This is a genomic window from Sinorhizobium numidicum, from assembly GCF_029892045.1.
Lineage (GTDB): Bacteria > Pseudomonadota > Alphaproteobacteria > Rhizobiales > Rhizobiaceae > Sinorhizobium > Sinorhizobium numidicum.
The window spans coordinates 474,370-491,063 of record NZ_CP120367.1; the positions used below are offsets into that span (position 1 = coordinate 474,370).

At 57.3% G+C, this 16,694-nt stretch carries 16 protein-coding genes and 5 pseudogenes; 10 read left to right on the forward strand and 11 right to left on the reverse strand.

Going from position 1 to position 16,694, the window contains the following annotated elements; genetic code table 11:
- The first annotated feature begins 214 nt into the window (after nucleotides 1–214).
- Together PYH37_RS02240 and ligD are read left to right on the forward strand one after the other, a co-directional pair.
- Nucleotides 215–451: a hypothetical protein gene (locus PYH37_RS02240; protein ID WP_280731836.1), complete on the forward strand. Its 237-nt coding sequence runs from the start codon at nucleotides 215–217 to the stop codon at nucleotides 449–451.
- Nucleotides 452–601: 150 nt separating this feature from the next.
- The gene (gene ligD / locus PYH37_RS02245; RefSeq protein ID WP_280731837.1) at nucleotides 602–1,576 is read left to right on the forward strand and encodes a non-homologous end-joining DNA ligase; all 975 of its coding nucleotides are present in this window, start codon (nucleotides 602–604) and stop codon (nucleotides 1,574–1,576) included.
- A 399-nt stretch (nucleotides 1,577–1,975) separates the two neighbouring features.
- Here the strand turns inward: ligD and PYH37_RS02250 are convergent, their stop codons facing one another.
- Nucleotides 1,976–3,040, reverse strand: a complete 1,065-nt coding sequence (locus PYH37_RS02250) for an ROK family protein (protein ID WP_280731838.1) — start codon at nucleotides 3,038–3,040, stop codon at nucleotides 1,976–1,978.
- A gap of 519 nt (nucleotides 3,041–3,559) precedes the next feature.
- On the opposite strand from PYH37_RS02250, the gene PYH37_RS02255 reads away from it, so the two are divergent.
- Nucleotides 3,560–3,811, forward strand: a complete 252-nt coding sequence (locus PYH37_RS02255) for a hypothetical protein (RefSeq protein WP_280731839.1) — start codon at nucleotides 3,560–3,562, stop codon at nucleotides 3,809–3,811.
- A 2-nt stretch (nucleotides 3,812–3,813) separates the two neighbouring features.
- On the opposite strand, the gene PYH37_RS02260 is transcribed toward PYH37_RS02255, so the two are convergent.
- Complete coding sequence (locus PYH37_RS02260) at nucleotides 3,814–4,059, reverse strand: DUF982 domain-containing protein (RefSeq protein ID WP_280731840.1); 246 nt, start codon at nucleotides 4,057–4,059, stop codon at nucleotides 3,814–3,816.
- 672 nt (nucleotides 4,060–4,731) lie between these two features.
- Entirely contained in the window at nucleotides 4,732–4,974 is a 243-nt protein-coding gene (locus tag PYH37_RS02265; protein ID WP_280731841.1) for a DUF982 domain-containing protein, read from the reverse strand.
- Nucleotides 4,975–5,188: 214 nt separating this feature from the next.
- Here PYH37_RS02265 and PYH37_RS02270 point away from each other — a divergent pair, with 214 nt between their 5' ends.
- Nucleotides 5,189–5,761, forward strand: coding sequence for a hypothetical protein (locus PYH37_RS02270; RefSeq protein WP_280732501.1), 573 nt, complete (start codon nucleotides 5,189–5,191; stop codon nucleotides 5,759–5,761).
- A gap of 630 nt (nucleotides 5,762–6,391) precedes the next feature.
- Entirely contained in the window at nucleotides 6,392–6,646 is a 255-nt protein-coding gene (locus PYH37_RS32720; RefSeq protein ID WP_280731842.1) for a putative metallopeptidase, read from the forward strand.
- Between the two features lie 277 nt (nucleotides 6,647–6,923).
- Here PYH37_RS32720 and PYH37_RS02280 read toward each other — a convergent pair whose 3' ends face one another.
- From PYH37_RS02280 to PYH37_RS02305, 6 genes and pseudogenes are all read right to left on the reverse strand, one after another.
- Nucleotides 6,924–7,505 (reverse strand): LabA-like NYN domain-containing protein, encoded by a 582-nt coding sequence (locus PYH37_RS02280; protein WP_280731843.1) that lies wholly within the window; start codon nucleotides 7,503–7,505, stop codon nucleotides 6,924–6,926.
- 652 nt (nucleotides 7,506–8,157) lie between these two features.
- Nucleotides 8,158–8,331 carry a hypothetical protein gene (locus PYH37_RS02285; RefSeq protein ID WP_280731844.1) on the reverse strand — a complete coding sequence of 58 codons (174 nt, stop codon included), beginning with the start codon at nucleotides 8,329–8,331 and terminating at the stop codon, nucleotides 8,158–8,160.
- Between the two features lie 248 nt (nucleotides 8,332–8,579).
- Complete coding sequence (locus tag PYH37_RS02290) at nucleotides 8,580–8,918, reverse strand: hypothetical protein (RefSeq protein WP_425336067.1); 339 nt, start codon at nucleotides 8,916–8,918, stop codon at nucleotides 8,580–8,582.
- 385 nt (nucleotides 8,919–9,303) lie between these two features.
- A pseudogene (locus PYH37_RS02295) lies at nucleotides 9,304–9,523 on the reverse strand (SOS response-associated peptidase family protein); the annotation flags it as partial.
- 30 nt (nucleotides 9,524–9,553) lie between these two features.
- Entirely contained in the window at nucleotides 9,554–10,048 is a 495-nt protein-coding gene (locus PYH37_RS02300; RefSeq protein ID WP_425336068.1) for a thermonuclease family protein, read from the reverse strand.
- Nucleotides 10,049–10,366: 318 nt separating this feature from the next.
- Nucleotides 10,367–10,946, reverse strand: a pseudogene (locus PYH37_RS02305) (SOS response-associated peptidase); the annotation flags it as partial.
- 82 nt (nucleotides 10,947–11,028) lie between these two features.
- Between PYH37_RS02305 and PYH37_RS02310 the strand changes: the two are divergent.
- Nucleotides 11,029–11,384: pseudogene (locus PYH37_RS02310) on the forward strand (NAD(P)H-dependent oxidoreductase); the annotation flags it as partial.
- Nucleotides 11,385–11,481: 97 nt separating this feature from the next.
- Here PYH37_RS02310 and PYH37_RS32350 read toward each other — a convergent pair.
- Nucleotides 11,482–11,702, reverse strand: a pseudogene (locus PYH37_RS32350) (integrase core domain-containing protein); the annotation flags it as partial.
- A gap of 15 nt (nucleotides 11,703–11,717) precedes the next feature.
- Nucleotides 11,718–12,549 (reverse strand): annotated as a pseudogene (locus tag PYH37_RS02320) (glycosyltransferase family 4 protein); the annotation flags it as partial.
- An 82-nt stretch (nucleotides 12,550–12,631) separates the two neighbouring features.
- Between PYH37_RS02320 and rfbC the strand changes: the two are divergent.
- The 4 genes from rfbC (at nucleotide 12,632) to rfbA (ending at nucleotide 16,396) form a co-directional block, all read left to right on the forward strand.
- Complete coding sequence (gene rfbC / locus PYH37_RS02325) at nucleotides 12,632–13,444, forward strand: dTDP-4-dehydrorhamnose 3,5-epimerase (protein WP_342394633.1); 813 nt, start codon at nucleotides 12,632–12,634, stop codon at nucleotides 13,442–13,444.
- Nucleotides 13,445–13,508: 64 nt separating this feature from the next.
- The gene (gene rfbB / locus PYH37_RS02330) at nucleotides 13,509–14,582 is read left to right on the forward strand and encodes a dTDP-glucose 4,6-dehydratase (protein ID WP_280731845.1); all 1,074 of its coding nucleotides are present in this window, start codon (nucleotides 13,509–13,511) and stop codon (nucleotides 14,580–14,582) included.
- On the forward strand, nucleotides 14,579–15,481 hold the full coding sequence (gene rfbD / locus PYH37_RS02335) for a dTDP-4-dehydrorhamnose reductase (RefSeq protein ID WP_280731847.1): 903 nt from the start codon (nucleotides 14,579–14,581) through the stop codon (nucleotides 15,479–15,481). The genes rfbB and rfbD overlap by 4 nt, the downstream gene beginning before the upstream one ends.
- 36 nt (nucleotides 15,482–15,517) lie before the next feature.
- Nucleotides 15,518–16,396 carry a glucose-1-phosphate thymidylyltransferase RfbA gene (rfbA, locus tag PYH37_RS02340; protein ID WP_280731848.1) on the forward strand — a complete coding sequence of 293 codons (879 nt, stop codon included), beginning with the start codon at nucleotides 15,518–15,520 and terminating at the stop codon, nucleotides 16,394–16,396.
- Nucleotides 16,397–16,694 lie beyond the last annotated feature (298 nt).

A 16,694-nucleotide genomic window follows, 5' to 3' on the forward strand; every position in this document is an offset into this window, starting at 1 on the left:
GGTAATATGCCGGAATGGCCCAGCGATATGAATTGAAGGATGACGGCAACGGACTGTGGAGCGTGATTGACCGCTTTACTAGAATGCCCGCACGTTGGGAGGGCGTGCTGCAGACTGGCTTGCAGCTAGACGCTGCGGACGATCTAAACGACTTGCTCAACCTGCTAGACGAACGCCGGCGTGCAAAGGGCAAACCAGAGCGAGGCCAACTGTTGTGAGCGAGACGCCGCGCTACACGATCCAGCAGAACGAGAACGGTAGCTGGAACCTCGTCGACACCGAAACGGGTCGCCCCGTTGTCTGGCATAGTGGCCGCGACAGTGGTCTAAGTGAGAGCATGGCGCGCGCCTTAGCGGCCAGCATGAACCGGATTGACGGACGCATGGGTATCGTTCAAGGGCGGCCTAAAGCGGCAGGTTTGCGGGTCGTCAAGGGCGGCAAAAAGGATTGATGCATCCTGTCAGTCACGGACGTAAGCAAAAGCGCATAGCCTCGCCTTGATCCATAAAACCCTCCGCTTTGACGTTCCTGCGGCCAAACCGATTAGCAGGATCGAATCAAAGGTTGGGGCATTTTCGCGGTTTTGCGCGTTAATAGCCGAATGGCCAAAACATCGTCGAAAACACCGCGCGGCACCTCATCGCCGGACCCGATGCCGGATCGGGTTGATCCATGCTTGGCGATGATCGTCGACAAGCCGCCAAAAGGGCCGGACTGGGCCTTCGAGGTGAAATTGGACGGCTACCGGCTGGCCGTTCACGTCGAGTCGGACCGGGTACGGATAATCACACGCGGCGGCTACGACTGGACGGCCCGCTTTGCCTCGATCGCCGCCGAGGCGCGCGAGCTCGGACACAAGAGCTTGATCCTCGACGGTGAGGCAGTGGTGCTTGACGATCAGGGCCGGTCGGATTTCGGCATGCTTCAGCGCGCCCTCGGCAAGCGACCTAGTCTGCATGATCCCCGCGAAATTATCTTCTTTGCCTTCGACCTTCTCTATCTCGACGGTTGGGACCTGCGGCGACTGCCGCTGCGCGAACGCAGGTGGCTGCTCGATCCGATCGTCGCCGGTCGTGACGGTGCCATCCGGCTGTCGGAAGAGGTGGAAGCGGACGGAGAGGAGTTCTATCGCGTTGCCTGCGAACATGGCCTTGAAGGCATCGTCGGCAAGCGGCAAGACAAGCCCTATCGATCCGGCCGCTATGGCGACTGGCAGAAGATCAAATGCGTGCGCACCGATAGCTTCGTGATTGTCGGCTTCGAGCCGTCGACTGTGCCAGGCGCAATTGGGCGCCTGCTGCTGGCGGCAAAGAAAGGTGAGGGGCTTGCCTACGTCGGCGGCTGCGGTACCGGCTGGACCAGTGAGATGTCGAAGGAGCTCCGCAAGCTGCTCGAAGGCATCGTCACGAAATCTCCGGCCGTAAACCTCAAGCGGAAGAATGCCGTCTTCACCGAACCGCTGCTCGTCGCCGAGGTCGAATATCGCGCCTGGACGGAAGATGGAAAGCTGCGGCATCCGTCGTTCAAGGGGATTAGGGAGCGGGCGGATGGCGCGACGATATATGAGCTGAAATAGCTCGGCTCGCATACACCGATGCCCCAGAGCATTTTTAAGCATCGTGTCTTCAACACAGCCCAGAGCCACTTGCAAAAATGCGAGTTGAAGGCACGGAAACTCCAGACAATCATCACGCCGCTCGGGCGGGAGCGGATCCAAGGCAGTAACACGTCGCTGACGCGGCGCACGTTTGTGCCTCCGCAGAGCCAAGACCTCGTTTGCAACTGGAGGCCGTGTCCGTGGCGATACCTCATTTCTCAGTCAAGACCGTCAGCCGCGGCAGCGGCCGCAGCGCGGTTATGGCGGCGGCTTGCCGAGCGGCCGGGGCTGACGCTGAACTGACTGTGGTGCAGGAAGCCAATGTGCAATCCAGCGGCTCAGGCTTGTTGCGGCTGCCAAAGCGGCGGTTGCTGATCTCTAGCATTTGTTGCTGAAGTGAGCGTTGCCGAGCCCCGTGCCGATCGTCAGGACTCCCCAGCCTGATACGTCCTGCATGAAGGGGATTTGCGACAGTCCTTGAACGACGGCGTCGTTGTGCATGATCACCAAGGTTTCGTCTTCACCGATTTGTGGAATGGCGCTCGTGAGGGCGACGGGCAGATTGAAGTGTTCGCTCTCCCAATTGCTGCCCGGCAGGTTTTGCCCGCCACGCGCAATCGACCCATCCGCGTTGATGATACCGGGACAGGCCACGCCGATGACGGGTGCCGGCGTGAGATCTGCCTTGTCCGCTTTGGCAATAAGCTTTTCGATCATCGCGACGAGACGTTCGATCGTGGCGCTGCGATTAGGTTCGTCGTCCGCATGTCGCCAGATATCCGACTTCCAGACCTTGGCCTTTGAGAGGTCCGGGTCCTCCTTCAAATGCAGCTCGACTATTCCGACGCGAACATTCGTGCCGCCGATATCAACGGCGAGAATCGCCTTGTGACCCTTCAGCATCCAAGATGGCACAAGATGGACGGCTCCGATAAGTCCGGCATCATGTGGATGGTGGACGATAGGGTTGAGTTCTATCTTGAAACCCTCGGCTTTTAGCAGCACCATCGCACGGGCAATTGCGAGTTCGCCGATAGCGCTCGCTCTAAAGCCGCCGCCAACCACGACACGTTCAGTATTCTTCCAGCTTTTCTGGCGCAAGAACCGGCCGAGAACATTGGCTAGTTCGCCCGCAAAATCGTCAACCGCCCCTATAATCAGGGCGGCTGCCTCCTTGTCCTCACTGCGCAGAAGGGCATCGATCTGCTTTTTAGACAATTTATTGGTTGGTGTCTTCCCGAGCGGATCGCTGCCACCCTTTCGTACGCGCTTGCGCCAGGCATCGAGCTTTTCTTGAAAGGCGAACTTGTTTGCCTTGTCACCTAAGAAACCGTCGCCGTCGCGCAGTTCCATATTGTAGTCGTCGACTGTGACTGACGGCAGATCATCGGCACCATGGGTGAGAGGAGCGCCGTTTTGCTTCTCTTTCTCCGATTTGACCACGCTGCCTCCCTTATGATGCCTCGCCCGAACTTCCTCCGTCCTGGCGTAAATCTAACAACATAAATCGACGACGTTCCCGCGCAACGCCGGTCCTTTGCGATCAAGCAAAGCCCGACCATCTTGTCTAACGTTATCCTCGCTATCCAGCTTAGGCCATGAACGACCAAAGACAGAACCATTCCGCGAGACGATGCTCTCTAATTTGGTGAAAGGGCCGCCGGAGGAGGGAAGACGAGCAGTCGGAGCTACGTCACGCCGATTCAGCCGGACGAAAATGGCCCTGACCGCCCGATCGCCGAGGGCAGCCGGGAATTTTTTCAGAACGTTGGGCGTCGGCGTGAGCGTCAGGATCCGAGGCGAACCTGGTCTTCGCGATCTTTTTTCCCGAAGGTGTGCCCATCCTGACGAACAGGGCGCCCTGGCACTCGCGTTGGTTTCGGATGAAACGCTCAGAAGCACTCCTATGTCGGCGCGAAGCCTGGTCAATCTGTTACAAAACGCAGCATGGAATTTCTCCGCTTGTTCGTGACCGCGAGAAAGCTGAGGAAATGCGTTAGGGCGAAGATCGCGAGCAAGGATGGCCAGCGCATAGCCGCCCGTCAGGTCATGCAAGAAACCGGCAATAACGGGACCGCCAGCCATGCCGGCGCCGGATGCGAAGCGGCAGATACCGAGCAGGCCGGCAAGCGCCCACAGGCTGACGATGAGGCATGCGCCATTGGCGAGCAGCACCTGCTGGCCACCGAAGCTGATTCCGAGGTGGCGGCGTGATGTCAACGCAGCTTCTTTATTTTAGCCTCGTCGACTGCAGCGATGAACGCATCGCGGGCCTGCTCCCGCGGAGAGGTGCCCATCATTGCATCGGTGCAGACATTGAGAGCCGTGGAGTAAGCGGCACCGTATTCGACGGGCCAACATTCGCTGAGCAACCGAGCTGCGTGAGCTGGCGTCCATACAATCTCAACGCCGTTTGGGTTGGGCAGTTGGATGATGACGCAATCTCCCCAGACGTCGGTCATGGTATCTTCTCTGCTTTCGATGCTGCCCTAACCACACACGCTTGCCTTGGTTCCTATCCCGCTGCTTCTAGAGCGGAGGAACGCGCGTGACGGTCGTCGCCTCCAAATACGCCCGCATCGAGAACGACCTTTACCAGACCGAACCCTGGGCTACGGAAGCGCTGCTGCGTCACTTCCCGGTTAAGGGATGCTGATTTGGGAGCCGGCCGCCGGGAACCACCTGATCGTCGTGGCGCGGCGGTCGTCATATCGGACATTGCCACTTACGGCCGAGAACACACCTTCGCGCCTTACGACTTCTTGTCCGATGATCAGGACGGTCCAGACGCCGACGGCATCGTTTCAATCCGCCGTACGGTGTCCAGAACCAGACAGCCGTCAAGTTCGTGGAGAAGGCGCTCGCGCGCTGCGATGGTCTCGTCGCGCTGCTTTTGACCGCAAAGTTCGATTCCGGGAGCACCCGCGCTCATCTATTCCGCGACAATTATCGCTTCGCCGCAAAGATCGTTCTCGTCGATTGGATCAGCTGGCTTCAACGGCGAGACCGGGACGGAAGATCGCGCCTGGTACATCTGGATTGAGGCGCCACGCCTGCCGCGCACCGATGCTCCATGCAGGGAGGGCCCTGTGAACCAGCTCATCACTCGCGCTGTCGGGATTGCACAGCATCTCTCACTGGACGATCAGCGATGCTTCTTTCGAGGCGGCGATGAACGTCTCGCGCGCTTCGTCGGGCGTTTTGACGTGCTCCAACGCAGCGTAGCACTGGCGTTTCGCTTTTTCATAGAACTCGCCATGGTCCGTGGGCCACATCTGCAAGAGGCAGTTCAGGCCGTCTCGCGGGCCATCGATCGACATGCGGGTGCCGTCTTCGAAACGCAGCCGGACTGGTGTGCTCCAAGGTATCTCATGCATGGCGTTTCGTCTCGCAGTTCGGTTCCGGTGCCGAGTAAACGGCTGGCCGCGGTCTTGGTTCCGCGTGGTGAATCCGGTGCTGAGCCACCGAAACAGGAGGCTCTGGCGCCATGAGCGAACGCCCGTTCATGCAGCTCTATGTCTCCGACTTCATAGGCGACACCTTGCATTTGAGCACGAGCAGATCGGGGCTTACATGCTGATGCTCATGGCCATGTGGAATGCTGGCGGCAAGCTGCCGAACGGTGACGCAAAGCTCGCGCGGGTCGCCAGGATAAGCGTCAAGAAATGGAAGTCGATCGAGGGCGATCTTCTCGGCTTCTTCGACGTCACGGGCTCGGACATTTCCCATAATCGTCTGACGAAAGAGTTGCAAAAAAGCGAGCGAAAATCTCAATCGAGAGCCGACGCCGGGGCGAAGGGTGGTAGCGCTAAGGCGTTAAAAGATAAAGAAGCACGTCTAGCAAATGCTAGAGGTTTGCCACGGCATTCTTCAGATACCAGACCAGAGATATACCCTCCTCACTTCGTTCGGAGGAGGCGCAGGCGCCTCGCAAACGGGCGAGCCGTCTTCCCGAGCAATTGGGATTTCGCATCGGGACTTGGCCTCAATCGCCCCCAAGCACTAGAAAGGCGATGCCAGCTTTGTCCATTCCCCATTTGCTTTTGCAATGTGAGAAATTCGGGGCATTGCTCACGAGATCGGGAAGGTAGCGCAACTGCATCGCGGATCGTTAAGTTGCGGCCATGTTGTCTACAGGTGATCCAAAGCTCACATTCAAGATAATCGCGATCTGCGTTCCTATCTTCCTTTTGGCGGCTGCGATTGCAGAGTGGCTTGGCGCAGTCGCGGGCATGTTCGCGGGAGCAATTGGATTCACCGGAGTGACGACTTGTCTACTTGTCTCGCCTTGTCAGGCTTAGTAAACAGTAAAAGCAACGGCGCGGGCGAGCATTCGTTGAAGGCCATCTATGCGGCAGGGTGGTCGCCTTGATTACGGAGACAGCGCCGAGAATGGCGGCAAATCCGCTGCGGTGTTAAATTGTCAACTGCACGATGTGAGAGAACGGCGTCATCGCCCACTTGCCGCTATCATCGTTTGCGGTCTTGGGTGACGAGAGTGGTGCGCCGCTGTCCCTCTACCCGCTGGAAGTGCGTAACAGGGTCCATGGTTGATGAAGATCGGTCCATTGTTGTTGTGCAATTTGAGCCAAACAGGGGGCGTCCTCTCTAATTTAGCGGTTCATTGAGATATAGCACAGGAGCGTGGCCAGGACGGCGACACGGTGCAATTCTCGGGAGGCCCGCCCGTCCCGACTGTTCCCAAGCCCGCGCCCGGGCAGAGATGCAGATCAAGCAGGGGTTCGACTTCATCCTTGATTTCATCATCACGCTGGACGCCGAATACTGCCGAGAGTGCGGAGACGCCTAGTTCGTGGCGCTCGTCGAGCACGAGCTCTATCACGCCGCGCGCAGGAGACGGATGCATTCGGCGCGCCCAAGTTCAGCAGATCGGCGGGGCGGCCGATCGTCACCATCCGAGATCACGATGTCGAAGAGTTCGGTCTCGTCCTCAAACAATGGCACCTCGGATGCCATCCTCGCGATGGACTCGACGTGCCGCGAAGTCATACGCCCAAGCAAAAAGAGCCAGAGTCCGAAAAGAGATAGGCGGCGGGCTTTGGCCTTATCGTGTCCAAAGGCCAATGCGCGGCTTCGTGGGACGCCAAGGAATAGAGTAAAGGTCGGCAGACTTAAATGGCAGTCACCGGCAAGCCGGGGAGCAGCTTGTCCAAGGTGATCGGGAATTCGCGCACGCGGACACCGGTCGCGTTGTAGATGGCGTTGGCAATGGGGCGCCTGCGCCGCAGACGCCGAGTTCGCCTAGCCCCTTGGCGCCAAGCGGATTGGCTTTGTCGTCGTATCGCCGCAATGACTACGTTTGCTTTCAGGTCGCTTCATGCGTCGACCGCTCGCTTTCGTTGTCGCTTGCCGCACCTTCCGAATGCTCGCGGCTTATCTCGCCCTTAAGCGTAACGAGATCGATGAAGTGATCGGCCTCGCGGCGCAGCTCGTCTGCAATCATCGGCGGATTGGTCGACATGGTCGAAACCACAGAAACTTTGCATCCCTTGCGCTGCAGTGCCGCGACGAGCGTCGTGAAGTTGCCGTCGCCCGAGAAAATCACGAAGTGGTTGACGGCTTCGCGCATTTCCATGGCGTCGATCGCCAGCTCCACGTCCATATTGGCCTTGATCTTGCGTCGCCCGAGTGAATCGGTGAATTCCCTGGCCGCTTTAGTGACGACCTGATAGCCATTATAGTCGAGCCAGTCGATCAGTGGGCGGATCGAGGAACTTTCCTGGTCTTCGATCAGTGCTGTGTAATAGTAGGCCCTCAGCAGATAGGCGCGCTTCTGAAATGCCTCAAGCAGCTTTCGGTAGTCGACCTCGAAGCCAAGACTCTTTGATGTGGCATAGAAATTGGCGCCGTCGATGAAAATTGCGATTTTCTCGCGGGGGTCGAACATTGCGACCCTCTCCCTAACGTAGCGGGTAGGTTCCCAAACCGAAGCTCATCACCTATGCGGCGGAGACCTGTGCAAAGCATTATACGCGAAAGTGCCCCACTGGCGTTTAGTTCATTGGGCTAAGGTGCCCTCAGTGATAAGGCGGATCAGCCGACAGGGGCAAATCGGGTCATGAAATCATTAATTCCGGGGGGCTTCGCAGCTCTTCTTATCGCATTTCCGGCATTGGCTGATGAAGCCGTCCGCGGAACTGTCGTCACTCAAGTGGCCGACGACTACTGCGGCCGAGTAGTGTTTTTGGCGATCAACACGCTCTCGTAATATTCACGGACACCACGCAGATCAGCAAGGATTAAGCCGACCTCTGACGATCGCCGCGGCAAAAAAGGGTGACGGCTCCAGCGAGGAACGTAAAGGCGCAGGCCCGCAACATCTTCATTCGGCGAGGTCGCTCGCCGGTCCAGTCGTAGCCCATCATGTGGTCCGAACTCTCAACCGCTTTTGGTTGAGCACTTCTTCTTCAGAAAAGAAAATCAGATGGAACCCGCGGCGCGGCGATCCTGCTTGCCTTCATCGAGATAACCAAAGACCCGTGATCCTGGCGGGGACGGGTCAGGCCGTAGCCAGGCCTACGAGAGGTGGCCGACGGTTGCTATTCGGAGCTTGCTTCGGGCTTGACGTCAGGCTCAATCGATATCGGCTGCTCAACCGGCACTGTGGCCAACACCTTGATATCCTCGGCCAAGGCAGCGAGTTGAGCCGCAATTCCTAAGAGGTCAGAAGCCGGTTTTGTATGGCTGGCGCTTTCGGTATCGCGGTCGTCCATGTTCTCAGTCCGTCATCCGTGGCTGATAGGCCAAGAGTATTTTCCATTTCGCTGAAGTGAAAACCATTCTCTCACTGGTCGCAGGGCGAGGCCCGCCGCCAAGTGCGGGTGGCGAGAGGGCCTCTGAGCGCGTGCTCGACGGGACAGGCGGCTACAGAAAGCAAACTACGCCGCTGAGCTGAAGGCAATTCGCCTTTCGGGCTTAATCCAGCCCGCACATTCGCATCCACATCAAGCAATTAAGAGACCTAAATGGCTCGGGAAACTCTTCCGTCGCCCTCGAACTCATGTTCGGGAGTGGCAGCACTTCCTGAAGTGAAGTTGGCATTGGTGAAGCCCTCGACGGAAAAACCGTCATTGGCGGCGGAACCGTAGGACTGCTCCACGCCGAAAAGCGCTGCGTATTGCTGCGCCGCCGATATGGGGTTGAAGCCGCTGCCTTGCTCGCCGCCGTAGCTGTAGCTGCTGCCTGACGTCGGAAAGGCATGGGTGATGGTGCTGTTCCACGCCGAACCCGACAGCGCGCCGTCGATCAGGTCGTTGCCGGTCGGGTTTACAGTTTTGAGGGTCTTACCGGTGCCGCTCATGCGAAATTCCCAATTGCGAAGCTCAAAGCCATTGCTTCGGTTCCAAAAACGCGAATCGTGCTAGCGACGATAGGCCCAGTACCTACTATTGCCGTAACGGGTTCAGTAAGATTGGAGGGAATTGTGCCGTTTCAGTGATCTCAGTAGCACGCGATTCACGTTGTCCAATCTGCTGTCTATCTGCCACTGAGAGCGGAAGGCTTTTCTGGCTGCACTACACGTCGCCATCGAACGCGGGTCTTAACGCCAGACATGCGGGCAGTCCATTAGAGCCAGTGGACTAGACCTGTCGCGCGGCCGGTAATCGGATCGGCAGCACGCGCAGGATGAGAGGGAACGATCGCCAGAAGCAGGATCGCGACAGCAGGTAGGCAACGGAGAAACTTCATAGAGTGGGTTCAATCGGATCGAGGTATCGGGCATGTCGTTCTTGGGTGATCCGACCTTCCTGTCAATGGCCCACATCGTCATCGGTTCGGCCGGGAAGGGTTGCATCAGATCGAAGGGGTCTGGCTCCGGCGAAAGCCAGCGCGCGTAATCCTCGCGCTGCAGGATTAATGGCATCCGGGGTCTTGGATTGTCGCCACCATCTCATTCGGCGGGCATTTCCCGATCCATGATCTTGGTGTCATCGCTCAACAGGACGGGTTGTTTCTGTTTCGGATCTTACATGGCAACTCGAACGCACCGCCCCATAAACCAACGCCTGCCGCCTGTGCAAACTTCTGGAATTTCGAGTAGCCGCCGCCGCTGTATTTCGGCCAATCCAGCGCGTGACCGAACTCGACAAGCCAGCGATTGACGTCCTTACCGTCGGCGCGGAAACAGACACCGACTGATCTTCTATGATCGCGGCCGAGGAGCACGCACCGGGTCGGGCGTGACGCCTTCAGGAAAGTATCAAGAGCAAGGGCGGCTTCCTGCCCGCAACGATAAGGCTGGCCCGCCCTGTCGGAACATACCTGAGAGCTTTCCGGCGCGTCGATGCCGTGCAGGCGGATTCGCTCGCCTTCGATTTCTATTGTGTCCCCATCGATTACCGACGCGCGGCCCGCGATTGTTCGGTCGCCGAAAGCGGGGACGCAAGAAAGTGCTCCAATGATCCCAGCTAATAGGGTTTGCTTGTACACGACAGTGCCTTTGCATTGCTCGCAATTACTCGCGTTTTACGCGCATTCAGTAAAAAGTGCCAGTTTTTGCAGACTGTCAAGTAGGAAGCAGTGCCCGCGGGAGAGGAGGGGCGAACACTGCTCGTTACAGGTTTTGGGGAACCTGATGTCGCGGGGAGCGAGGTGTGCCAACCTGCTAGGTGCAGAATTGTTGGAGTCGGATTAGTTAAGGATCACCGATCGTGTTTTCAGTGTTCGCCCCCATTGTCCATGCCAGGTCTCCTTTTCGCCCGACGGTAGGCAAGGGCAGAAAGCATGGTGACTAGCAAATGTATTAGTTCACGTGGTGGAATCGACAGGATCGAGGATATCAGCTGTGTCGTTCTTAGGTGATCCGACCTTCCTGTCAATCGGCCACATCGTCATCAGCTCGGACGGGAATGATTTCATCAGGTCGTAAGGGTCTGGCTCCGGCGAAAGCCAGCGCGGATAATCCTCGCGGTGCAGGATCACTTGCATACGGTCGTGGATTGCCGCTATCATCTCATTCGGCGGGCAGGTGATGACGCAGAAGGTGCGGATATCCTCGCGGGTTTCCGGGTTGCGCCAGGTCTCCCAGATGCCGGCCAGCGCGAACGGCTCGCCCGATTTCATGGCGATGGCGTAGGGCTGTTTGTTCTTGCCCGTGCCGTAGATGTCCTTCCATTCGAAAAAGCCATCGATCGGGATGAGGCAGCGGCGGCTGCGACAGGCGTCCTTGAACATGCCGCTGGTCCCGATGCCTTCGCAGCGCGCACTGACCAGAGGCGGGCGTTCGGCTTCCCCTTGATCCAACGCGGAATGAGGCCCAGCGCGCGCTGATGAAGACCGGGCCGAAGAGGTCCGGTTCACGGATCACGTCGCGGATGATGATCGGATATCAGTTCATGTGGGCAACTTGGTAGATCTCTCTAAAGCCATTCCGACGATCAGCGGAACGGATCTCTTAACGCCCGACCCGCTTAGTTATCGGTTGCCCGACCTACAATGGCGGTTATCCGGGCTTATTCAAGCATCTATTTGACCTGCCCGACCCAAACGACTTACGCGGGAAGCCGGTTCTCTTTACTGCTGCCGGAGGTGGAGAGCGGGGCATGCGCTGATGGTCGAGCACCAGCTTCGGCCGCTCTTTGGGTTCTTCATCACTCATACCTTGCCGACGAGGGTCTATGCTTCGGAACGCGATTTCACCGATTATCGCATTCTCTCCGGGCGATTGAAAAAGCGCATCGCCGGTGCGGTTGACGAGTTCGCCGCTTCTTTCCGAATTGCAATTCGATGCTCGCAGCGGAGTGATGTGCTCCCCTGTTATCTATGAGGGGCATGGCCAGCGCCAAGGCTCCGGCCGTTGCGGACTAACCACATAGGACATCTCCCGCAGCAGTGCCGCCGAGAGGGAAGGTTTTTTTGACGAGAAGAGCTGCGTCTCGCAGCCGCCTATTGAAGCTTCCGAAGAAGGGTTCTGGATCGGTTTGCCTGGCGCGATGTAGTGCCAATCCAACTTTCCCCGATCAATTCATTGCAGAATGGCGTCGCTGGTGAATTCGCTGCCGTTGTCGCTGACGATCATTCTGGGCTTGCCACGTTCCTCGATTATCCCATCCAGCTCACGGGCGACCCGCAGGCCGGAGAGCGCTTGCTTTCCCCGCAGCACAGCAGCCGAAACGACAGCATCCCAATTCTGCAGGATACGGTCTGGTCGATATTTTTGTGCAGTCGCCTGTGCATTGCTTGCCAATTTCGCTCTCAGATTACTGTCGCTCAGCACGAGATCCAAAGCTTCTCCGAGTGCATCAACATCGTTTCTCGGCACGAGAATTCCGTCGCTGCCATTCGTCACCATCGCACCTGGTCCCCATTCACAGTCGAAGGCAACGACGGGAAGGCCGGCGGCCATTGCCTCAAGCAGGGCAATGCCCCAGCCTTCAAAGCGCGAAGACAGCACGAAGGCGTCGGCCGTCTCGATCCATTCTCCTGGGCGAGAGGTCAATCCCGGCATCTCGACCCGGGCAGCGAGGCCGAGGGCGTCGCGCTGCGCCTCCAGTTTCCCGCGCTCGTCGCCATCGCCCCAAATCACCAGCTTCCAGTCGGGATGTTTGGCCGCTATCGACGAGAATGCCTGAATCAATAGATCGAAACCTTTCTGATGCGTCAGCCGGCCAACCGCCGTCAAAATGTTGTTTCCGCGCCTCCTTTGCCAGGCCGGTGGCAGGTTGACGGCATTGGCGATGACCCACCCCCGTGTGCTCTGGGAAATAGTTGAGTGCGCCTTCAGTCATTGTCACCAGTCCAAAAGCGCGCGGATACAAGTAGCTTCGAAGCTTCTTCCAGATTTGACCGAAAGGTTGAAGCGCCGGATTGTTGCGCTCGGATACCATCACTGGGACCCCCATTCCGATTGTGGCTGACAGCGTCATGACAATGGTCCGGGTGAGAAAACTCAGGACGAGATCGGGTTGAGACGAACGGATAGCTGAGCGCAAGGGCGCCCTCAGCTCCCCTACGCTGGAGCCTATAGAGGGGCATAGTCTCAACCCTAAATCGGCGAGACGGCGGGGCACCGGAATGAACGCTCCGTCTCATGGTCCGGATCATTGCCACCGCCTGGAACTGATCCTCCTCCTACTTCGTACGCCGTTGCATTTCAGAGGTAAGGATTGCCGGCAATCGCGCCGCGAATTCGACGTGAGTGCTACGTCAACCGAAAAGTGCGACGAAGGCGCACTTAAAGACCAGGTTCCCACACTTTCGAACCTGTCTCAATTCGGCTATGAGAGACACTATTGCGAGCGGCAGACAGCGAGAACACCGATGCAATTTGAGCCGACTGAGATCCCCACCGTTTTCTTGGTTCACACGCGAAAGTTTTGCGATGCTCGGGGGTTCTTCATCGAGTCTTTTCGGCAATCCCTCTTCGATGAGGCGATCGGACATTACAGTTTCGTACAGGATAATCATTCCCTTTCCAAAGATGTGGGCGTGGTCCGCGGTCTGCATTTTCAGCTCGCACCTGCAGCGCAAGGCAAGCTCGTGCGCTGCATCGCAGGGGCAATCCTCGACGTGGCGGTCGATATCCGCAGAGGATCCCCAACCTTCGGCACGCAGGTCGCGCGCGAACTGTCAGCGGCAAACGGTTCGCAGCTTTGGGTCCCACCAGGCTTTGCTCACGGCTTTTGCACTTTGGAGCCAAATACTGAAGTGGTTTACAAGGTGACCAATTATTACAGTTCCGCTCATGATCGCGGCCTTCTCTGGAACGATCCGGCCTTGAACATTGCGTGGCCAGTCTCCGCAAGTGCAGCAATCCTATCAGAAAAGGACAAGATGCATCCCCGTCTTTCTGAGCTGGAGGATGCTTTCACCTACGGTGAGATCTAAGAGGCGGCGCAGGAAAGGACTATTTTCTCAGGTCAGTCCCTGATCCTTCTAAAAAGGAATCGGCATGCGTGTTTTGGTGACCGGCGGCGCCGGATTTATCGGATCGGCTGTGGTCCGACATCTGGTCCTTAAAAAGGGCCATGAAGTGCTCACCGTCGACAAGTTGACCTATGCAGGCACTCAAACGTCACTCGCGGCCGTAGCGGATCACTCTAATCACAGGTTTCTGAAGGCGGATATCTGCGACCAACGGCTGATCACCGAAGCATTTGAAACATTCCGTCCCGACCGAGTGATGCACCTTGCTGCGGAAAGCCATGTCGATCGTTCCATTACCGGTGCACGAGCGTTCATCGAAACCAATGTCTTCGGCACGTTCAACATGCTGGAATGTGCGCGGTGCTACTGGATGTCGCTGGAGCCGAAGCAAAGGCAAGTCTTTCGCTTCCTCCATGTTTCGACTGACGAAGTCTATGGTTCGCTTAGCGATCAGGGCCTCTTTACCGAGCAGACCGCTTATGATCCAAGTTCGCCCTATTCCGCCTCGAAGGCTTCCTCGGACCATTTGGCAAAGGCATGGGCAAGAACTTATGGGCTGCCGGTCGTAGTTTCGAACTGCTCCAACAATTATGGCCCCTATCACTTCCCCGAGAAGCTGATTCCTCTCGTCATCATCAACGCCCTCGAAGGAAGGCCACTTCCGGTATATGGGACCGGTGCGAACGTTCGTGACTGGCTCTACGTTGAGGATCACGCTCGGGCCCTGGATCTCATCGCGGAGCGTGGACTTATCGGGGAGACGTACAACGTCGGCGGTAGCAACGAACGGCGCAACATCGAGGTCGTGAAGCGGATTTGCGAGCTGATGGACAAGCACCGGCCGCAACCTTCGCCGCATGAATCACTTATCTCATTTGTCGCAGATCGCCCCGGCCACGATACGCGCTACGCGATCGACGCAACGAGACTGGAGAAAGAATTGGGTTGGAAGGCTGTCGAAAACTTCGACAGCGGCATAGAAAAAACCGTTCTCTGGTACCTCGAAAATGAGTGGTGGTGGAATCCCCTGAGAGAGGGGTACTCGGGCGGCAGGCTCGGTCTTCTGGACGAACTCGCAGAACGGACTTCAGCAGCATGAGCGGCACAAAGAAGAAGATGGTTGTCACCGGAACCGAAGGTCAGGTGGCAAGAAGCCTTCTGGAGCGAGCCCGCTCGATAGAGGATCTCGATTTGGTTGCGCTAGGTCGACCACGGCTCGATTTGGCAGACCTTTCTAGCATCGCTAAGTCCCTGATCTCAGAAAAGCCTGATGTCATCGTTTCCGCTGCAGCCTACACATCCGTCGACAAGGCGGAAGAGGATAGCGAAGCGGCGTTCAAAGTGAATGGCCACGCCCCTGGAGAGATCGCGAGGGTGGCTGCCGATCTTAATATTCCACTCGTGCACATTTCCACGGATTACGTGTTCGATGGTGGAAAGAATGAAGCATACACGGAAGGTGACATCACGGCGCCAGCGGGGGTCTACGGGCATTCAAAACTGCTCGGCGAACAAACTGTCCGCGAGCATACTACAAACCATGTGATACTGCGCACCGCATGGGTCTACAGCCCGTTCGGCAAGAATTTTCTGCTGACGATGCTGCGGCTTGCAGAAGGTCGGGACGTGATAAACGTGGTCGACGATCAAATCGGAAATCCGACATGTGCACTTGCTCTTGCCGACGGCATACTGACAGTTGCCAGAAACTTGATATCGAGTGATGCGCCCGAACTCCGTGGTGTGTTTCACGCTGCCGGCAGCGGAAGTGCGAGCTGGGCAGATTTTGCCGCCTACATCTTTGAGACGTCCAGGCGCTATGGCGGACCGTTCGCGGAGGTACAAAGAATTCCGACGTCGGCGTACCCGACGCCCGCACGTCGTCCCGCAAACTCAAGGCTCGATTGTGCAAAGCTAGAGGCCGCTCACGGGGTCTTGTTGCCGTTTTGGAAGCAGTGCACGGAAATGATTGTGAGAAGACTGTTAGTCGATCGCTGATGCGAACAGATATCATCGAAATGGAGTATTTGAGAAATGAAGGGGATCATCCTCGCCGGCGGTAGCGGAACGCGACTTCACCCTATGACGTTGGTGACCTCCAAACAGTTGTTGCCAGTCCACGACAAGCCGATGATTTATTATCCGCTCTCAACTCTGATGTTGGCAGGCATCCGAGATATATTGATTATCACCACACCTCAGGACATGCCAAACTTCCAGCGTCTCTTGGGCGACGGCACCAACTGGGGCATTGAATTGAGCTATGCCGTTCAACCTTCACCGGAGGGCCTGGCGCAAGCCTATGTCATTGGGGCGGATTTTGTCGGGTCGAGCCGTTCCTGCCTCATACTAGGAGACAACATCTTTTATGGGCACGGGATTACCGATCTCTTTCGCGCCGCTACAAAACGGTCGGAGGGGGCTACAGTCTTTGCCTACCACGTCACCGATCCCGAGCGGTACGGCGTGGTTGAGTTCGATTCGACAATGAGAGCGATTTCCATCGAAGAGAAACCCGCTAGGCCCAAATCCTCCTGGGCTGTAACCGGCCTGTACTTTTACGACTCGGATGTGATCGAAATTGCCGCCAACCTGAAGCCCTCGGCACGCGGCGAGTTGGAGATAACAGACGTCAATCGCGCGTATCTGGAACGGGGTAAACTCAGTGTAGAGCTGATGGGAAGAGGTTACGCCTGGCTTGATACAGGTACGCCCGACAGCCTTTTGGATGCGAGCGATTTTGTCGCCACACTGGAGCGCCGGCAGGGTTTCAAGATTTCATGCCCGGAGGAAATAGCCTTCAACATGAATTTTATCTCGGCACAGCAGCTGGAGAGACTAGCTGGGGCAATGGGGAAAGGTTCCTACGGCCAATACCTAATGAAACTAGCGGCGATGGCTTCGCTGCCCTAAGCGTGTTTCAGGACCCCCGCGTAGCCTATCCGCTGGTTGATCTCTATGCATGTCGATCACCCCGCTAGCGAAATGGACCCGTGGACTCGCAGCCGGATCTCGCCATGCCTCTTCCAACGAGCGGATCAACCCTCAAGCGTCTCCCACGCATTCCCCGCGCGATCAATCATCTGACAAAGATATTCTCTTCCCGACCGTTCGATCCATTAGCGCCGCGAGTTGACGCTCGTTGCTTATCCACACCTCATAAGGTTGTTCGAGATCGATCAGTACGACGCTGCTCGTCGGAAAACGGAAT

Bases quoted from the DNA above. Each gene is read 5' to 3' on its own strand.
- rfbB (WP_280731845.1), top strand. From the start codon at position 13,509: ATGCGTGTTTTGGTGACCGGCGGCGCCGGATTTATCGGATCGGCTGTG.
- PYH37_RS02290 (WP_425336067.1), bottom strand. From the start codon at position 8,918: ATGAGCGGCACCGGTAAGACCCTCAAAACTGTAAACCCGACCGGCAAC.
- PYH37_RS02265 (WP_280731841.1), bottom strand. From the start codon at position 4,974: ATGCATGAGATACCTTGGAGCACACCAGTCCGGCTGCGTTTCGAAGAC.
- PYH37_RS02280 (WP_280731843.1), bottom strand. From the start codon at position 7,505: ATGTTCGACCCCCGCGAGAAAATCGCAATTTTCATCGACGGCGCCAAT.
- rfbA (WP_280731848.1), top strand. From the start codon at position 15,518: ATGAAGGGGATCATCCTCGCCGGCGGTAGCGGAACGCGACTTCACCCT.
- PYH37_RS02260 (WP_280731840.1), bottom strand. From the start codon at position 4,059: ATGACCGACGTCTGGGGAGATTGCGTCATCATCCAACTGCCCAACCCA.
- PYH37_RS02270 (WP_280732501.1), top strand. From the start codon at position 5,189: ATGTGGAATGCTGGCGGCAAGCTGCCGAACGGTGACGCAAAGCTCGCG.
- rfbC (WP_342394633.1), top strand. From the start codon at position 12,632: ATGAACGCTCCGTCTCATGGTCCGGATCATTGCCACCGCCTGGAACTG.
- rfbD (WP_280731847.1), top strand. From the start codon at position 14,579: ATGAGCGGCACAAAGAAGAAGATGGTTGTCACCGGAACCGAAGGTCAG.
- PYH37_RS02285 (WP_280731844.1), bottom strand. From the start codon at position 8,331: ATGGACGACCGCGATACCGAAAGCGCCAGCCATACAAAACCGGCTTCT.
- ligD (WP_280731837.1), top strand. From the start codon at position 602: ATGGCCAAAACATCGTCGAAAACACCGCGCGGCACCTCATCGCCGGAC.